The sequence below is a fragment of the Actinomycetospora chibensis genome (assembly GCF_028737215.1).
In the GTDB taxonomy this organism is placed as follows: Bacteria; Actinomycetota; Actinomycetes; order Mycobacteriales; family Pseudonocardiaceae; genus Actinomycetospora; species Actinomycetospora chibensis.
In genome coordinates, this window is sequence record NZ_JAQZAM010000001.1 from 15117 (window position 1) to 31247 (window position 16131).

Consider the following 16131-nt stretch of genomic DNA (forward strand, 5'->3'; position numbering starts at 1 on the left):
CCCGTCCGGTTCCCCGTGGGGGTGCCACCCTAACGAACGCGGACCCGCTGTCCGGCCCGCGCGGACGACGTCACGTGCGCCGTCAGTGGTCCGCCAGCTCCGCCATCTCCTCGGTGACCACCGAGGACGTGTCGGGCACGCGCATGTCCTTGGCCTTCTTGTCGGCCATGGCCAGCAGACGCCGGATGCGCCCGGCCACCGCGTCCTTGGTCATCGGCGGCTCCGCGAGCTGGCCGAGCTCCTCCAGCGAGGCCTGCTCGTGCTCCACCCGCAGGCGGCCGGCCTGCACCAGGTGGTCGGGCACCTCGTCGCCGAGCAGCTCCAGCGCCCGGTTGACGCGCGCCGTCGCCGTGACGGCCGCCTTCACCGAGCGCCGCAGGTTGGCGTCGTCGAAGTTCGCCAGCCGGTTCGCGGTCGCGCGCACCTCGCGGCGCATCCGGCGCTCCTCCCACGCCAGCACCGAGGTGTGGGCGCCGAGACGGGTCAGCAGCGCGCCGATGGCGTCGCCGTCGCGGACCACGACGCGGTCCGCGCCCCGGACCTCGCGGGCCTTGGCGACCACGCCCAGCCGGCGGGCGGCGCCGACCAGCGCCATCGCGGCCTCCATGCCCGGGCAGGTGATCTCCAGGGCCGACGAGCGACCGGGCTCGGTGAGCGACCCGTGGGCGAGGAACGCCCCACGCCACGCGGCCTCGGCGTCGCAGACGCCCCCGGAGACGACCGGGGGCGGGAGCCCACGCACGGGGCGCCCGCGCGGGTCGAGGAGCCCGGTCTGGCGGGCCAGGGAGTCTCCGTCGGCGGCGACGCGCACGACGTAGCGGGTGCCCTTGCGCAGCCCGCCCTGCGAGAGCACGTGGACCTCGGGGCTGTGCCCGTAGAGGTCGTGGATCTCCCCGCGCAGGCGGCGGGCGGCGGAGCCGGTGTCGAGCTCCGCCTCGACGACGACGCGACCGGCGACGATGTGCAGCCCGCCGCCGAAGCGCAGCAGGGCGGCCACCTCGGCGCGCCGGCAGCACGTCTTGGTCACCGCGAGCCTGCTGAGTTCGTCCTTGACCGCTGCGGTCATGGCCACCTTCGGTCCTCCTCCTGGTGGGGGCGGGCGGGGTCGGCACCGGGCGCGACGGCGGCATGGCTGCCGTTCGTCCCGCCGGTCCGGGCCGGGCCCAGGGGGTCGCGATGATCGACCCGGTGGTGGGCGGCGTCGGCGAGTGCCTCGGCCAGCGCCTCGGGGTGGTGCCGGGGACTGCCGTCGGGCGCGCCGACGGAGGTCAGGAGCGTGTCCGCGCCGAAGGCCTCGGCCCCGCGGCGCAGCAGGTCGGGCGCCGGGACGGCGTCGGTGTCGGCCACCACGACGTCCAGGCGCAGGCGCGGCGCGTGCGCGGCGAGCACCTCGAGGTGCTGCTCGGGCGAGAACCCGGCGGTCTCTCCCGGCTGCGGGGCGAGGTTGAGGACGAGGACCTTGCGGGCCTCGCTCTCGACCAGGGCGTTGAGCAGCTCGGGGACGAGCAGGTGGGGCAGGACGCTCGAGAACCACGACCCCGGCCCCAGGGTGATGACGTCCGCGGAGCGCAGGGCGTCGCACGCCTCCGGGCACGCCCGCGGCCGGCGCGGGTCGAGCCGCACGTGCTGCACCCGCCCGGGCGTGGTGGCGACGGCGACCTGCCCGCGGATCCGGTGGGCGACGTCGCGCCCCTGGTCGCCGCCCTCGGGGCCGAAGATGCCGGTGACGTCGGCCTCGATGTCGACCGGTTGCGTGCTCATCGGCAGCACCCGCCCCGACACCCCGAGCAGGCGGCACGCCTGGTCGAGGGCGGCCACCGGGTCGTCGAGGACCTCCAGCAGGCCGGCGAGCAGCAGGTTGCCGACGGCGTGGCCCGCGAGCGCCCCGTGCCCGCCGTAGCGGTGCTCGAAGACCCGCTGCCACAGCGTGTTCTCGGGGCCCGGGTTCTCCTGACCGGCCAGCGCACCGAGCGCCATGCGCAGGTCGCCCAGCGGCAGGATGTCCAGCTCGCGCCGGATCCGCCCGGACGAGCCGCCGTCGTCGGCGACCACCACGACGGCCGTGATGTCGTCGGTCAGCCGGCGCAGCGCCGAGAGCGTCGCGTGCAGCCCGTGGCCCCCTCCGAGGGCGACGGCCTTCACTCGCGCCCCACGTCGCGGTGCGACACCGTGACCCGCACGCCGTCCTGGCCGGCCATCCGCCTCGCGAGCTCCTCGGCCACCGCGACGCTGCGGTGCTTGCCGCCGGTGCAGCCCACGGCGACGGTCAGGTAGCGCTTGCCCTCGCGCCGGTAGCCCGCGCCGACGAGGCGCAGCAGCTCCAGGTAGCGGTCGAGGAACTCCTCGGCGCCCTCCTGCGAGAGCACGTAGTCGCGGACCTCGGCCTCGCGCCCGTCGTGCTCGCGCAGCTCGGGGATCCAGTGCGGGTTGGGCAGGAAGCGCATGTCGACGACGAGGTCGGCGTCCGGCGGCAGCCCGTGCTTGTAGCCGAACGACACGACCGTGACGCTGTGCCCGACGTCCGCGGCGTGGTCGCCGAACGCGCTCTCGATCGCCGCGCGCAGCTGGTGCACCGAGCGGTTCGAGGTGTCGACGACGAGGTCGGCGAGGTCGTGCAGCGGCGAGAGCAGCTCGCGCTCCGCGGCGATGCCGTCGGAGAGGCGCCCGTCGCCCTGCAGGGGGTGCGAGCGGCGGTTCGCCTCGAACCGGCGGATCAGCACGGCGTCCGACGCGTCGAGGAACAGCACCCGGGGCCGGTCGCCGCGGGCGTCCAGCTCCTTGATCACCGCGCCGAGGTCGGCGGTGAACGCGCGGCTGCGCACGTCCATCACCACGGCGATGCGCGTGACCTGCCCCGACGAGCGGGTTCCCAGGTCCACCATCGTCTCGATCAGCTCCGGCGGGAGGTTGTCGACGACAAACCAGCCGAGGTCCTCGAGCACCTTGGCCGCGGTGCTGCGGCCCGCCCCGGACAGGCCGGAGACGATCGCGACCTCGATCCCGCCGGTGCGCACGGGTCCCTCCGAGCGCCCGGTCATGTCGTTCCCCCGTCCGTCAGCGCCGACAGGATGGCCTCGGCGGTGCGACGGCCGACGCCGGGCACCTCCATGACGTCCTCGACCGACGCGGCCCGCAGTTTCTTGACCGACCCGAAGTGCTTGAGCACCGCCGTACGCCGGGCCTCGCCGAGCCCGGGCACCCCGTCCAGCGCGGACGCCGTCATCCGCGACGAGCGCTTCTGGCGGTGGTAGGTGATGGCGAAGCGGTGCGCCTCGTCGCGCACGCGCTGGAGCAGGTAGAGCGCCTCGCTCTGGCGGGGCAGGATCGCCGGGTCCTCCTCGCCGGGCAGCCAGACCTCCTCGAGGCGCTTGGCCAGCCCGACCACGGCGACGTCGGTGACGCCGAGGTCGCCAAGGACCTCGGCGGCCGCGGCGACCTGCGGGGCGCCGCCGTCGACCACCAGCAGGTTCGGCGGGTACGCGAACTTCCGCGGGCGGCCCGTCGTGGGGTCGATACCCGGCAAGGGGCCGTCGAGCTGGTCGGGCGCGATCTCCCCGGACATCGGCGCGCCGTCGCTGGTCTCGCCGGAGCAGGCCGTGTCGGTGTGGTCGGGGGCCTCCTCGGCGGTCTCCCGGAGGTACCGGGAGAACCGGCGCCGGACGACCTCGGCGATCGCCGCGACGTCGCCGCCCTCCGCGCCGCCGCGGATCGAGTAGCGCCGGTAGTCGGCCTTCTTCGCCAGCCCGTCCTCGAAGACCACCAGGCTCGCGACGACGTCGGAGCCCTGCACGTGCGAGACGTCGGTGCACTCGATGCGCAGCGGCGCGGTGTCGAGCCCGAGCTGCTCCTGGAGCTCCTCCAGCGCCGCGCTGCGGGCCGTGAGGTCGCCGGCGCGGCGGAGCTTGTGCCGGGTCAGCTCCTCGCGGGCGTTGCGCTCGACGGTCTCGGCGAGGGTGCGCTTGTCGCCGCGCTGGGCGACGCGCAGCGACACCCGCGAGCCGCGCAGGTCGGAGAGCCACTGGGTCAGGGCCTGCGCGTCGGCGGGCATCGCCGGGACGAGGACCTCGCGCGGCACCGGCTGCACGGCGTCGTCCGCGGAGCCCGCGAGGGCGGCCTGCTCGCCGTAGAACTGCGCGAGGAACTGCCCGACCAGGCTCTCGAGGTCGCTGTCCGCCTCGGTCTCGACCACCCAGCCTCGCTGGCCCCGGACCCGCCCGCCGCGGACGTGGAAGACCTGGACCGCGGCCTCAAGCTCGTCGGTGGCGAAGGCGACGACGTCGGCGTCGGTGCCGTCGCCGAGCACCACCGCCTGCTTCTCGACGACCCGCTTCAGCGCCCCGGCGTCGTCACGCAGGCGCGCGGCCTTCTCGAAGTCCATGTCGGCCGCGGCGACCTGCATGTCCTTCTCGATGCGGCCGATCAGCTGGTCGGTGTGGCCGGCGAGGAAGTCGCAGAAGTCGAGGACGATCTGCCGGTGCTCCTCGGCGTCGACGCGCCCGACGCACGGCGCCGAGCACTTGTCGATGTAGCCGAGCATGCACGGGCGTCCGATCTGGCCGTGGCGCTTGAACACCCCGCTCGAGCACACCCGCGCCGGGAAGACCCGCGTCAGGAGCTTCACCGTCTCGCGGATCGCCCACGCGTGGGCGTACGGGCCGAAGTACCGCACGCCCTTCTTGCGGGGCCCCCGGTAGACCCGGAGCTGCGGGTACTCCTCGTTCAGCGTCACCGCCAGCACCGGGTAGGTCTTGTCGTCCCGGTAGCGGACGTTGAACCGCGGGTCGTACTCCTTGATCCAGTTGTACTCGAGCTGGAGGGCCTCGACCTCGGTGTGCACCACCGTCCACTGGACGGCCGCGGCGGTGGTGACCATCCGTCGTGTCCGGGGGTGCAGCCCCGCGACGTCGGCGAAGTACGAGTTGAGCCGGCTGCGCAGGTTCTTGGCCTTGCCGACGTAGATGACACGCCCGTTCTCGTCCGAGAACCGGTACACGCCGGGCGCCTCCGGGATGGTCCCGGTGGCGGGTCGGTACGTCTGCGGGTCGGCCATGATGGCACCAGCGTAGGCGCGTCCGTCCGGAGCTTCGGCGTGCACCCAGATGGGTGGAATCGGCGTGTCGCACGGTGTGTCGCGGCGTGTCGGTGCGGCGCCGCGCCGTGACCGCCTCACTGCGGACCTTCACGCCTCCGCCGCTCGAGCCCCTCGCGCCCCGCCCGCGCGTCGGTCAGGTCGCCGGCGCGTCGGTGCAGCTCGTTGCCCATCGCCGCGACCCACCGCGCCACCACGAGAAGCTCCGCGTCCGAGAACGGCGCCTGCCGAGCCTGCACGTCGTCGAGCAGCGCCTGCCACGACAGGTGGTCCCTCGGCGCGACGAGGTGGCCCACCACGACCTTGCGACGGTTGTCGGGGTCGCGCCACCGCGCCACCCGGCCCGCCTCCTCGAGCCCGTCGACGACCGCCGTCGCCGCCCCCGGGCTGAGACCGAGCCTCTCGGCGAGCGCCGTCATCGGCATCCCCCGTGGCCGGTCGACGATCTGCAGACACGCCAGCTCGACCTCGCGGAGACCCAGGCGCCTCGCCATCTCGTGGTGGTGGCGCCGCAGGGCGACCGCGAGGTCGTCGACCAGGGCCGTCGCCACCCACGTCCGATCGTCCACCCGGTCCCTCCCCGCTCCGACGGCCGACGCTACGAGGGAGGGCCGTCAGGCGGGGGTCGGTTCGTGGAAGTCGTTCCTTCGGAGATCGAAGCGTCGCCGGGGTACGTGCCGCGAGTCCCCCCGGGACGGAGGGACCGGCTCGATCCTTCTGACGACGATTCGAAAATCGAAGCGTCCGCGGGACCTCCGTGCGGGCCGGAGCGGCGTCTTTCGACTCACGAGCGAGGACGACCGACACGGGTTCGCACGAAGCTTCGGAAACCGAAGCGTCGCGGGCGAGGTCGACGCCGACCCGCGGGTCAGGCGCGGACGAGCGCCGCGCCCTCGGCCATCGCCTGCAGCTTCATCTCCGCCACCTGCGCGCCGACGCGGCCGAAGCCGACGAAGGTGCCGAAACCGCAGTCGGTGCTCGCGATGACGCGGTCGGTGCCGACGACGCCGGCCACGCGCTCGAGGCGCTGGGCGATGAGGCGGGGGTGCTCGACGATGTTGTTGAGGGTGTCGACGACGCCGGGCAGCAGCACCTTGTCGTCGGGGATGCCGAGCGAGGAGAGCACCTCCCACTCGTGCTCGTGGCGGGGGTTGGCCGCCTCGTACGAGATCATCGTGGGCCGCCCGGCGAGCACGGGCGGGAGCAGCTCCGCGAGCGGGGCGTCGAGGTGGTGCGGGCCCTCGTAGTTGCCCCAGCACATGTGCAGGCGCACCCGCGAGCCGTCGATCCCCGCGAGCGCGCGCTCGATGGCGGCCATGTGGCGCTCGGCGAACTCGACGAGCCCCCGGCGCCGGACCTCGTCGCGGCACCAGAACTCGGTGTGCGCGGCCATCGGGATGTCCGGGCAGTCGAGCTGGAGGATCAGGCCCGCGTCGACGATCGCGCGGTACTCCTGCGCCATGGCGTCGGCGAGCGCGTCGAGGTAGCTGCCGTAGTCGGGGTAGTGCAGGTTCGGGCTCCCGGTCGCGATGCAGCCTGGCGACGCGGCCGGAATGAAGGCGCCCCCGTCGGCCGTGTGCCCGGTCTTGTCCAGCGCGAGGCGCAGGGTGTCGATGTCGCGCTGCACGGCGGCGGCGCCGACGTAGCTCACCGGCCCCTCGCAGTTCGCCGGCATGATGTGCGCGCCGGCCTCCCCGCCGTACTGCGCGATGGCCAGCTCGGGCGTCGCCTCGAGGTCGTCGATGCTCCACGGCGGTGCCTGCCCCCCGAAGCCGTCGAGGCGCTCGCGGACGTAGTTGACGAAGCCGGGCTTGCCCATCTCGCCGTCGGAGACGACGTCGATCCCCGCGCCGTGCTGCATCGCCACGACGTCGTGGACGGCGTCGGTGATCGCGGCCTCGAGCTCGGAGGCCTCGCCCTTGCCCTCCTGGTGCAGGTACATCAGCCGGGTCAGGGCCTCGGGCCGGGGCAGGCTGCCGACATGGGTGGTCCGCACGGTCATCGCGTGGTTCCTCTCTCGGGTCAGGGGGTCGAGGCCTGCGTGAAGGTGTCCGGGCTGAAGCCCTCGAGCGCGGCGATCTTGGTGAGCACCGTGAGCCGGTCCGGGCGCGGGATCCTCGGGTCGAGCTGCTGGTAGACGTTGAGCACGTTCTGCGCGAGGCGGCCGTGCTCGGGGAGGTCGGCGAACTTCCCGAGCTCGATCGACGCGATCGCGTCGTCCACGTCCAGGCCGTCCTCGAACCGTCGGCGCGCCTGAGCCTCCACCGAGACCAGATACTCCCGCATCACCGAGACCTCGGACTTCCCGCTGACCGGACCGTGGCCGGGGACGATCGTGTCCACCTCGAGGTCGAGGATGAGGTCCAGCGCGGCGATCCAGCGGTCGATCGGGCCCGCCCATGCGATCGGGGTGCCGCCGACGAACAGGATGTCGCCGGCGTAGAGCAGCCGGGCGTCCGGGACGTGAACGAGCGCGTCGCCCGGGGTGTGCGCGGGTCCGACCTGGATCAGCCGCACCTCGCGGCCGCCGACGTCGACGCTCTCCTCGCCGGTGAACGTCCGGTCCGGCCCGGTGGCGGTGATGCCCTCGAGCTCGAAGGGCCCGAAGATGTGCCGGGCGAACTCGCCGAGCGCGCCGTCCAGATGCTTGACCTTCGCGACGGTGTCCAGGGCCTCCTGCGTCATCAGCTCGGCGGCCGCGGCGGAGGCGAGGATCTCGACGTCCCGCGAGGCGACGAGCTCGTTGCCGTTGACGTGGTCGGGATCCGAGTGGGTGTTCACCAGCGTCGCGAGCGGGTGGGCGTCGGTGACCGGCCGGATCCCGTCGAGCATCTCCCGGGTCAGCGGGAGGTCGAACAGCGTGTCGACCATCAGCGAGGTGCCGGACCCCGTGATCAGGCCGGAGTTGCTCCAGCCCCAGCTGCCGTCGGGCTGCAGCCAGGCGTGGCAGCCGTGGCCGAGGTCGTGGAGTCCTCTGCGGTAGTCCTGGGTGCTCACGGGGCGGTCCTCTCGCGGGTCAGAAGCCGGTGCGCAGGCGCGTGACCGGCGGAGCGGGGCGGACGACCTGGCGCGTCTCCCCCAGCGCCTCCGACGCCAGCGAGACGACGTCGCCGGGCTGCAGCCAGCCCGTGAACGCGGCGGGGTCGGCGGTGTCGACGTGCTCGAGCAGGCACCCGCCGGGCACGGTGCCGGAGCCGATCACGTCGCCGGGCCGCAGGTCGGTGCCGCGCGACAGGAAGGCGAGCAGCTCGCCGAAGCTCCAGTCCATGCCGGCCAGGGAGCCCGTGGCGATCCGGCGGTCGTTGACCGTCGCCGTGACCTCGAACGTGAACCCCTGCTCGGCGCGGTGGGGCTCGAGCTCGTCCACGGTGACGAGGGCGGGGCCGAGGGTGATCGCGCTGTCCTTGGCCTTGCCCATCCCGATGCCCTGCGCCATGTCACGCATCTGATGGTCGCGGGCGGTCCAGTCGTTGAAGAACGTGTAGCCGACGAGGTGGCCCTCGGCGGAGTCCGGGGGCAGGTCACGTCCGCCACGGCCGATCACGGCGCCGATCTCGAGCTCGAGGTCGAAGAGCCCGGAGCCGGGAGCGATCGGGACGTCGTCGTACGGGCCGATCACCGCCGCGGGGTTGCCGAAGTAGAACGCAGGCGTCTCGGTCCACACCGGCGCGAGCTCGGTGGACCGCCCGAGCGCCCGGTAGCAACCGCGCAGATGCTCCAGGAAGCACAGGCCGTCGCGCACCGAGGGCGGTCGCGGGATCGGCGCGAGCAGCCGCACGTCGTCGAGCGCCCGGACCTCGGCCGGGTCGCTCCGCGCCCTGGCGCCGGCCTCGGCGAGCCGCTCGCCGTCGTCACCCAGGAACCCCAGGAGCGTCGTGCCGGCCGGGAGGCCGCGGACCGTGTCGCCGTTCCCGTCACCGTCCAGGAGCCCGACCCGCTCGCCGTCCCCCGCGTCGTAGGTCACCCATCGCACGCCCGACCGCCTCCTCGCGATGCCAGGACGAAACTGGACCCCGGTCCAGCTTCCTGGTGCAACGTAGGTCACGGTCGGCGGCGAAGACAAGACCCGGGTCCAGCTTCCTGGGGCGACGGGTGTGCTCTACTGATCGCGATGGACGCGCGAGCCGCGGGGACGGAGTCGGCGGGGGCGGTGGACCAGGAGCCCGTCCTCGGGTTCCCACCGCGGAGCACCCGCGCCCGCAAGCGCGAGGAGCGTCGCGACCGGGTCTACGAGGCCGCGATCGGCCTGTTCGTGGAGCGGGGCTTCGACGCGACCTCGATGGAGGACATCGCCGCGCGCGCGGGTCTCGCCCGCGCCACGGTGTTCAACCACTTCACCCGCAAGGGACTCTTCCTCGAGGAGTGGGCGCTGCGACGACGCCAGCGCGCCGCGCGGGCGACGAGCCGGTTCGACCCGTCGGTGCTGCCGCTGCGCGAGCTCCTCGAGCGGTACTTCGCGGCGCTCGCCGCGGTGAACCTCGAGACGAGGACCGAGACCAAGGCGATGATGCCGGCGTCGCTGAAGAGCAACGACGTGTTCCTCGACCACGTCCTCGCCAAGGACCTCGCCGCGCTGGTCGGGGCGAGCGGCGCGTCGTTGCGCCCGCCGTCGGACCCGGCGCGGGTGGGACGGCTCCTGGCGCTGGGCTACTACTCGGCCGTCGTCCGGTGGATCGACGCCGAGCCCGCCCCGTTCCGCCTGGACGAGGAGCTCTCGGCCGTGCTGGAGGCGGTGCTCGGGGGCGCGCTGGCGTCGTGAGGCGCCGGGAGCCCGGGGCTCAGGGCGTCGCGTCCAGGGGTGCCGGGTCGGACGGCCGGCGACCGAGGACCTCGGTGAAGTAGGCCTCGAGGTCGGTCGGCTGCCCGGCGGCGTCGAGACGCGGGTGCGCACGCCGCCCCGCGGCCGCGTCCTCGACCGCGCCCTCGATCAGGGCCCACTCCTCGGAGCCGACGACGAGGTAGCCCCGCAGCGAACCGTGCCAGGGGCGGCGCCACTGGAGGTACGTCAGATCCGTGCCCTGGATCTCCTCGATCTGGACACGGTTGCCGAGCCACGAGATGTCGTCCATGGCGTTCTCCCTCCACGGGCTCACGGGAAGGGAGCGACGCCGACCCCACATGGTCCGTGCTCCAGGGTTCACCCGGTTCGCCCGGGACGAAAGCCGTGACGACCGTTGTGTCGCTCACGCAGCTCCGTCAGCGCGTGTCGAGCACCAGGTAGCCCTCGGCGAGGCGGTCCTCGCCGAAACCGGCGGCCTTGGCCTGCACCCGGCCCCACGCCCACATGCGTCCGCGCAGGTCCTCCATGTGCGCGGTCTGGCTCTCGTGGGCGAGCAGGGCCTCGACCTTGCGCTGGTAGGCGTCGGTCGTGTCGATGTAGGTGTCGGCGCCCTCCCCCATGTGCGTGATCCAGAGCTCGCCGACGGTGTGGGCCGTGAGCCCCTCGTCGGCCAGCAGCTCGGGGTGGGCGAAGGGGTTGCGGGCGTCCGGGTAGACCGCGCACATCACGGCCTCGCCGACCGCCGTGTGGTCGGGGTGGCTGCCGTACATCGAGCGCAGGTTGCGCGTCGGTGACGACGTCACGACCCGGTCGGGACGCACGGTGCGGATGACGCGGGTGAGGTCGCGCCGCAGCTCGTGGGTGACGTAGACGCGCCCGTCGGGCCAGCCGAGGAAGTGCAGGTCGGTGACGCCGAGGATCGCCGCCGCCGCGGTCTGCTCCTTGCGGCGCAGCACGGCCATGTCGGGGCGGCTGATGCCTTCGTCGAACCCGCCCGCGTCGCCGTCGGTGACGAGGCAGTAGGACACCTCGTGTCCGTCGCCGGTCCAGGTGGCCACCGAGCCGCCGCTGCCGAAGTCGATGTCGTCGGGGTGGGCGACCATGATGAGGATGCGCACGCGCGTTTCTACCCCACCGGGGGCTCGGCGAGTCGCCGATACAGCGGACGCAACACCTCGCGGGCGTCGACACCGTCCACGTCGAGCGGCGGCAGCTCGTCCAGCAGGGCCTCCGGATCGGGCGCGAGACGGGCCGCGCGCTCGGGCGGGCCGGGCACCGGGACGCCCGGGCCGTGGAAGCGATCGAGCAGGTCCTCGAGGGCCGTCGGGGTGCCCGCGCCCGCGTCGCGGCGGTCGCGCAGCGCCGCGAGCAGGGTCGCCCGGTCGCGGCCGCGCCAGCGCAGCAGCGCGAACGGGTCGACGTCGAACTCCTCGGCCGCCAGGTAGGCGACGGCGGCGAGGTGCTTGCACGGCACCGACCAGTCGGGGCACGAGCAGTCCATCGGCAGCTCGCCCGACCCCTGCGGGAAGAGCGAGAGGCCCACGCCGGCGAGGACGGCCTCGAGGTCGTCGGGCACCTCGCCGGCGAGCAGGGCCGCGGCGTACCAGGAGTCGGCGGCCAGCGCGTCGAGCACGGCCTCCCAGGCCTCGTCGGCGAAGGGCCGCAGCCCGATCCGGGCGCGATAGGGTTCGTCGCGGCTGCCCTGCACGGTCGCGGTGATCGCGCCGGGCTCGATCGCGAGGTCGACGACCTGACCGGCCCGCGCGTAGGTCTTGCCACGGTCGAGGCGCCCGCCCACGCCCAGCTGCGTCAGCACGGCGAGGAAGCGCCCCGACCACCAGGACTCTCCGATCGCGCCCCGGCGGCTGCGGGCCACCAGGCCGTCCTCGACCTTCTTGCGAGGGCCGAAATCGTCGAACCTCTCCGAGAAGCGCGGACCCGAGCGCTGCTCACGCACCATCGTCGTCCTCCTCCCCCAGGTCGTCGTCGGGCTCGTCGGGCTCGGTGTCGAGGGAGAGAACGCGGGCCAGGTCGTCGGTGGACAGGTCGGCCAGCCAGTCCTCGCCGTCGCGCACCGCGAGGTCGGCCAGGGCGCGCTTGCCGGCGACGAGGTCGTCGATGCGCTCCTCCAGCGTCCCCGCCGTGACGAGCTTGCGGACGCCCACGGTGCGCTTCTGGCCGATGCGGTAGGCCCGGTCGGTGGCCTGGTCCTCGACAGCGGGGTTCCACCACCGGTCGAGGTGCACGACGTGCTGGGCGGCGGTGAGCGTGATCCCGGTACCCCCGGCGCGCAGGGAGAGCAGGAAGAGCGACGGGCCCTCGCCGGACTGGAAGCGCTGCACCATCCCGTCCCGGGCCTTCCGGCTGACGCCGCCGTGCAGCCACGCCACCTCGGTGTCGAAGCGGGCGGCCAGGTGCGGGGCGAGCATGTCCCCGAACGCCGCGAACTGCGTGAACAGCAGCGCCCTGTCCCCGGCGGCGAGCACCTCGGCGAGGATCTCCTCGAGCCGCGCGATCTTCCCCGACCGCCGGCCGATCGGGGAGCCGTCGTGCAGCAGCAGCGCGGGGTGGTTGCACACCTGCTTGAGCTTCGTCATCGCCGCGAGCACCCGGCCGCGGCGCTCGATGCCCGGCTTCACGTCGTCGATCGTGTCGAGCATCTGGTCGACGACGACGCGGTAGAGCGAGGCCTGCTCGCCGGTCAGGCCGCAGCGCTCGATCGTCTCGATCTTGTCCGGCAGGTCGTCGACGACCGTCGGGTCGGTCTTGAGACGGCGCAGCAGGAAGGGTCGCGTGCGCCGGCGCAGGTCCTCGGCGACGTCGGTACGTCCGTGGCGCTCGACGGGGACGGCGTAGCGCTCGCGGAACGCCGAGGCCGTGCCGAGCATGCCGGGGTTGACCGCATCCATGATCGACCACAGCTCGGCGAGCCGGTTCTCGACGGGCGTGCCGGTCAGCGCGAGGCGGTGCTCGGCGTCGAGGCGGCGCACGGCCTTCGCGCCGCGCGAGCGGTTGTTCTTGACCATCTGGGCCTCGTCGAGCACGACGCGGTGCCAGGCGACGCCCGCGAGGGCCTCGGAGTCGCGGACCAGCGTGCCGTACGAGGTGACGACGAGGTCGGCGTCGGCGGCCGCCCCGGCGGGGTCGGTGCGCCCGGCGCCGTGGTGCACGGCGACGCGCAGGTCGGGGACGAAGCGCTCGGCCTCCCGGCGCCACGTGGAGACCACCGAGGTGGGGCAGACGAGCAGGGTCGGGCCGGGTGCGTCCGCGCCACGTTCGTGGCTCTCCAGCGCCAGGACCTGCAGCGTCTTGCCCAGGCCCATGTCGTCGGCGAGCACACCACCGAGGCCCAGGCGGGCGAGGAACGCCAGCCAGGACAGCCCGCGGCGCTGGTAGGGCCGCAGCGTGGCGTGCACGCCGGGCGGGTCGTCGAGCGGCTCGAGGGACGACCCGCCCGCGAGGAGGTCGCCGAGCGCCCCGTCGAGGCGCAGCTCCTCCACGGGCAGCGGCGCCGGGACGTCGTCGGGGTGCGTGACGGCGAGGTGCAGGACGTCGCCGACGCTCGGGTGGTCGCGCCGTTCGGCGAGGAAGGCGAGCCCGTCCCGCAGCCGGTCCGGGTCGACGGCGACCCAGCGCCCCCGCAGGCGCACCAGCGGCGCCTTCGCGCGCACGAGCGCGTCCATCTCGTCGTCCGACAGGGCCTCGCCGTCGACCGCGAGGCGCCAGGAGAAGTCGACGAGGTCGTCGCGGCGCAGCCGGGCGCTGGTGGTGACGACACCCTCGGGCCCCTCGGCCTGCCCGGCGCCGACGAGCCCGAGGCGCGCCGGCCCGCCGCGCCAGCCCGCGGGCAGCAGCACCCCGAAGCCGGCGCGATCGAGATCGGCGGCGACATGGGCGAGGAAGTGGTGCGCGCCGGCGAGGTCGAGGTCCATGCCGGTGGGCCGCGGGGTGCGCAGCGCGTCGCCGATCTCGGGGTAGACGCGCGCGGCGCGGCCGAGCTCGCCGAGCAGCAGGTCGGCGGGGTCGTCGAGCCAGCGGCGCAGGGCGGTGGAGTCGCGCCACACGGTGCCGGCGTCGACGGTGAGGCTGGGGTCCTGGGCCGACTGGAGGGCGAAGGTCAGCCGGAACAACGGCTCGGGATCCTCGACGGCGTGCCCGAGGTGGTCGACCACCACCTCGTCCAACCGGAACGACGCCCGCGCCGGGCCGGCGTGCGGCGCGCCGACGACGGCCCAGCGGCGCAGGCCGGCCAGGAGGGTGGCGGGCGGGGACGTCCCGCCGAGCACGGGCTCGGCGCCCAGCGCGTGCGCCCAGTCCGGGGCCGACGCGAGCTCCTCGGTGCCCGTGATCCGAGCGCGCGCGTGGGCGTCGACGGCCGCGGCCAGGGCGGCCTCGACGACGGCGGCCGCGGTCGGTGGGTCCTCCCCGGGCACGCGCTCGCACCGGCACACCGGGGGCAGCGCCGCGGCGAGGGTGTCCGCGGCCACGAGATCGGGGCCCTGGAGCACGGGGTGCCAGACGAGGCCGTGCCCGTCCCCGTCCCCCGCCTCGTCCGGGGCGGGCAGGACGCGTCCCCGGACGATCAGGTCGGTGGCGAGGGCGTCGACGGCCCGCAGCGCCGCCACCGAGGGGCTCGCCCGGGTGCCGGCGGGGGCGACCGGCGGCGCCGCGCCGGGCGGGAGCTCGAGGACGGGGACCGACCAGTCGGCGAGGACGGCGGCGCCGGGGCCGGAGGCGTTGTCCCGGGGTTCCTCGCGCTCGAGGTCGTCGGAGTCGCGCGGGGCATCGGGGTCGGAGGGCAGGGCGAGCACCGCGACGCCCGCCGTCGCGGCGCCGCCGGTGCCCCACACCGCCGCCAGGCGCTCGGCCGGCACCGCGAAGGGATGGGGCCGGGCACCGCGGCGCGCACGGCTCGCGGTGCGCACCGGCCGCTCGGGATCCTCGGCCCACAGGCAGACGCCGCGTCCGGGCGACCACAGGGCGTGCAGCGCGAGCACGCCCCCCATTACACCTGCACGGAGCCGTCGACGACGCGGACGGGGACCTCGGTGAGCCCGGAGGCGGCGGGGCCCTTGCGCAGCGCGCCGGTGGCGCCGTCGAACTGGCTGAAGTGGTTCGGGCAGGTGATGACGCCGTTCTGGGGCGGGTCGACCGTGGTGCCCTGGTGCGGGCAGGAGGCGTCGAAGCCCTTGACCGTCCCGGCCGTGGGCTGGACGAGCAGGATCGTCTGCTCGCCCTTCGTGACGATCGTGCCGCCGCCCACCGGGATCCGGGCCAGCGGCGTGCCGCCGGCGGCCGTCGTCGGGGGCGCGGCCTGCGTCGGGGTGCCGGGCTGGAACTCTCCGGCGTCCGAGGAGCACGCGGCCAGCGCGCCCGGCGCCGCGAGGGCGGCAGCGAGCCCGCAGAGGACCGTGCGGCGGTTGGGACCGGTGGTGGTGGACACCGAGACCTCCATGATCGTGGTGGTGCGACCAGTCTGCCCGCCGCCCCCGTCACCGCCGGGTGAGGGTCTGTGAGCGAACTTCGGGGCTATAGGCCCGAAGTTCACTCACGTGGGGTCAGGGGGTGGGTTCCTCGGGGAGGGCGAGGAGGCCCTCGATGACGTCCTCGAGCGTCGGGCCGGCGACGTGCGGGCGGGCGACGGAGTCGGGGATCCGGCCCTCGAGACGCTCGCAGAACCCGCCGAGCAGGCCGGCCGAGATCGCGCCGTGCACGTCCCACGAGTGGACGGCGACCAGGGCGGTGCGGGCGGGCGCGGTGGCGATCCGGTCGCACGCCCAGTGGTAGACCGCCGGCGGCGGCTTGAACTGCTTCAGCTCCGCGCACGACATGACGTCGGTGAACAGGTCACGGACGCCGCCGGCCTCCAGCGCCGCCCCGGCGACCTCCGCCGAGCCGTGCGTGAACCCGTAGGCGGGCACCCCGGCCTCGGCCAGGCGCCGCAGCGCGGGCGCGACGTCGGGGTGCACGGGCAGCTCGCGGAACCCGTCGAGCACCGATGCGACCTGGTCGTCGGTGAGGTCGCGCCCGCTGGTGCGCCGCAGCATGTCGGCGGCGACGGTGGCGAACGGCGGGGCCTCGCCGGCGAGCGTCATCGCCATGCCCTGGTGCAGGAGGCGGGCGAAGAACAGCCACACCTCGTCCTCGGGCCGGCCCAGCGCGGCGAAGCGCGGGCGCAGACCCTCGAGCTGCAGGCAGGTCTCGAACAGGTCGAAGAGCACGACCTGGGGACGGCGGGCGGGTGCGGTCATACGTGAGCAGT

The 16131-nt window shown here is 74.4% G+C and carries 15 protein-coding genes; 1 reads left to right on the forward strand and 14 read right to left on the reverse strand.

Going from position 1 to position 16131, the window contains the following annotated elements; all coding sequences use genetic code 11:
• Positions 1 to 82 precede the first annotated feature (82 nt).
• From whiA to PH189_RS00125, 8 genes are all read right to left on the reverse strand, one after another.
• Complete coding sequence (gene whiA / locus PH189_RS00090) at positions 83 to 1072, reverse strand: DNA-binding protein WhiA (RefSeq protein WP_274186700.1); 990 nt, start codon at positions 1070 to 1072, stop codon at positions 83 to 85.
• A complete protein-coding gene (locus PH189_RS00095) occupies positions 1063 to 2142 on the reverse strand; it encodes a gluconeogenesis factor YvcK family protein (protein ID WP_274186701.1) in 1080 nt (359 codons plus the stop codon). Before PH189_RS00095 ends, whiA begins: the two co-directional genes overlap by 10 nt.
• Positions 2139 to 3038, reverse strand: coding sequence for an RNase adapter RapZ (gene rapZ, locus PH189_RS00100; protein WP_274186702.1), 900 nt, complete (start codon positions 3036 to 3038; stop codon positions 2139 to 2141). Before rapZ ends, PH189_RS00095 begins: the two co-directional genes overlap by 4 nt.
• A complete protein-coding gene (gene uvrC / locus PH189_RS00105; RefSeq protein ID WP_274186703.1) occupies positions 3035 to 5050 on the reverse strand; it encodes an excinuclease ABC subunit UvrC in 2016 nt (671 codons plus the stop codon). The genes rapZ and uvrC overlap by 4 nt, the downstream gene beginning before the upstream one ends.
• A 116-nt stretch (positions 5051 to 5166) precedes the next feature.
• Positions 5167 to 5658 carry a MarR family transcriptional regulator gene (locus tag PH189_RS00110; protein WP_274186704.1) on the reverse strand — a complete coding sequence of 164 codons (492 nt, stop codon included), beginning with the start codon at positions 5656 to 5658 and terminating at the stop codon, positions 5167 to 5169.
• Positions 5659 to 5957: 299 nt separating this feature from the next.
• On the reverse strand, positions 5958 to 7091 hold the full coding sequence (locus PH189_RS00115) for a cobalamin-independent methionine synthase II family protein (protein WP_274186705.1): 1134 nt from the start codon (positions 7089 to 7091) through the stop codon (positions 5958 to 5960).
• 20 nt (positions 7092 to 7111) lie between these two features.
• Complete coding sequence (locus tag PH189_RS00120) at positions 7112 to 8086, reverse strand: MBL fold metallo-hydrolase (RefSeq protein WP_274186706.1); 975 nt, start codon at positions 8084 to 8086, stop codon at positions 7112 to 7114.
• A gap of 19 nt (positions 8087 to 8105) precedes the next feature.
• Positions 8106 to 9053, reverse strand: a complete 948-nt coding sequence (locus PH189_RS00125) for a fumarylacetoacetate hydrolase family protein (RefSeq protein ID WP_274186707.1) — start codon at positions 9051 to 9053, stop codon at positions 8106 to 8108.
• A 147-nt stretch (positions 9054 to 9200) separates the two neighbouring features.
• On the opposite strand from PH189_RS00125, the gene PH189_RS00130 reads away from it, so the two are divergent.
• The gene (locus PH189_RS00130; RefSeq protein WP_274186708.1) at positions 9201 to 9848 is read left to right on the forward strand and encodes a TetR/AcrR family transcriptional regulator; all 648 of its coding nucleotides are present in this window, start codon (positions 9201 to 9203) and stop codon (positions 9846 to 9848) included.
• Between the two features lie 19 nt (positions 9849 to 9867).
• Here the strand turns inward: PH189_RS00130 and PH189_RS00135 are convergent, their stop codons facing one another.
• From PH189_RS00135 to PH189_RS00160, 6 genes are all read right to left on the reverse strand, one after another.
• Positions 9868 to 10158, reverse strand: a complete 291-nt coding sequence (locus PH189_RS00135) for a hypothetical protein (RefSeq protein WP_274186709.1) — start codon at positions 10156 to 10158, stop codon at positions 9868 to 9870.
• Between the two features lie 127 nt (positions 10159 to 10285).
• On the reverse strand, positions 10286 to 10987 hold the full coding sequence (locus PH189_RS00140) for a PIG-L deacetylase family protein (RefSeq protein ID WP_274186710.1): 702 nt from the start codon (positions 10985 to 10987) through the stop codon (positions 10286 to 10288).
• 8 nt (positions 10988 to 10995) lie between these two features.
• Complete coding sequence (locus PH189_RS00145; protein WP_274186711.1) at positions 10996 to 11829, reverse strand: SWIM zinc finger family protein; 834 nt, start codon at positions 11827 to 11829, stop codon at positions 10996 to 10998.
• Positions 11819 to 14875, reverse strand: coding sequence for a DEAD/DEAH box helicase (locus PH189_RS00150; protein WP_274186712.1), 3057 nt, complete (start codon positions 14873 to 14875; stop codon positions 11819 to 11821). Before PH189_RS00150 ends, PH189_RS00145 begins: the two co-directional genes overlap by 11 nt.
• A complete protein-coding gene (locus tag PH189_RS00155; RefSeq protein ID WP_274186713.1) occupies positions 14875 to 15312 on the reverse strand; it encodes a Rieske (2Fe-2S) protein in 438 nt (145 codons plus the stop codon). The genes PH189_RS00150 and PH189_RS00155 overlap by 1 nt, the downstream gene beginning before the upstream one ends.
• A 115-nt stretch (positions 15313 to 15427) precedes the next feature.
• A complete protein-coding gene (locus tag PH189_RS00160; RefSeq protein WP_274186714.1) occupies positions 15428 to 16120 on the reverse strand; it encodes an HAD family hydrolase in 693 nt (230 codons plus the stop codon).
• Between the last annotated feature and the right edge of the window lie 11 nt (positions 16121 to 16131).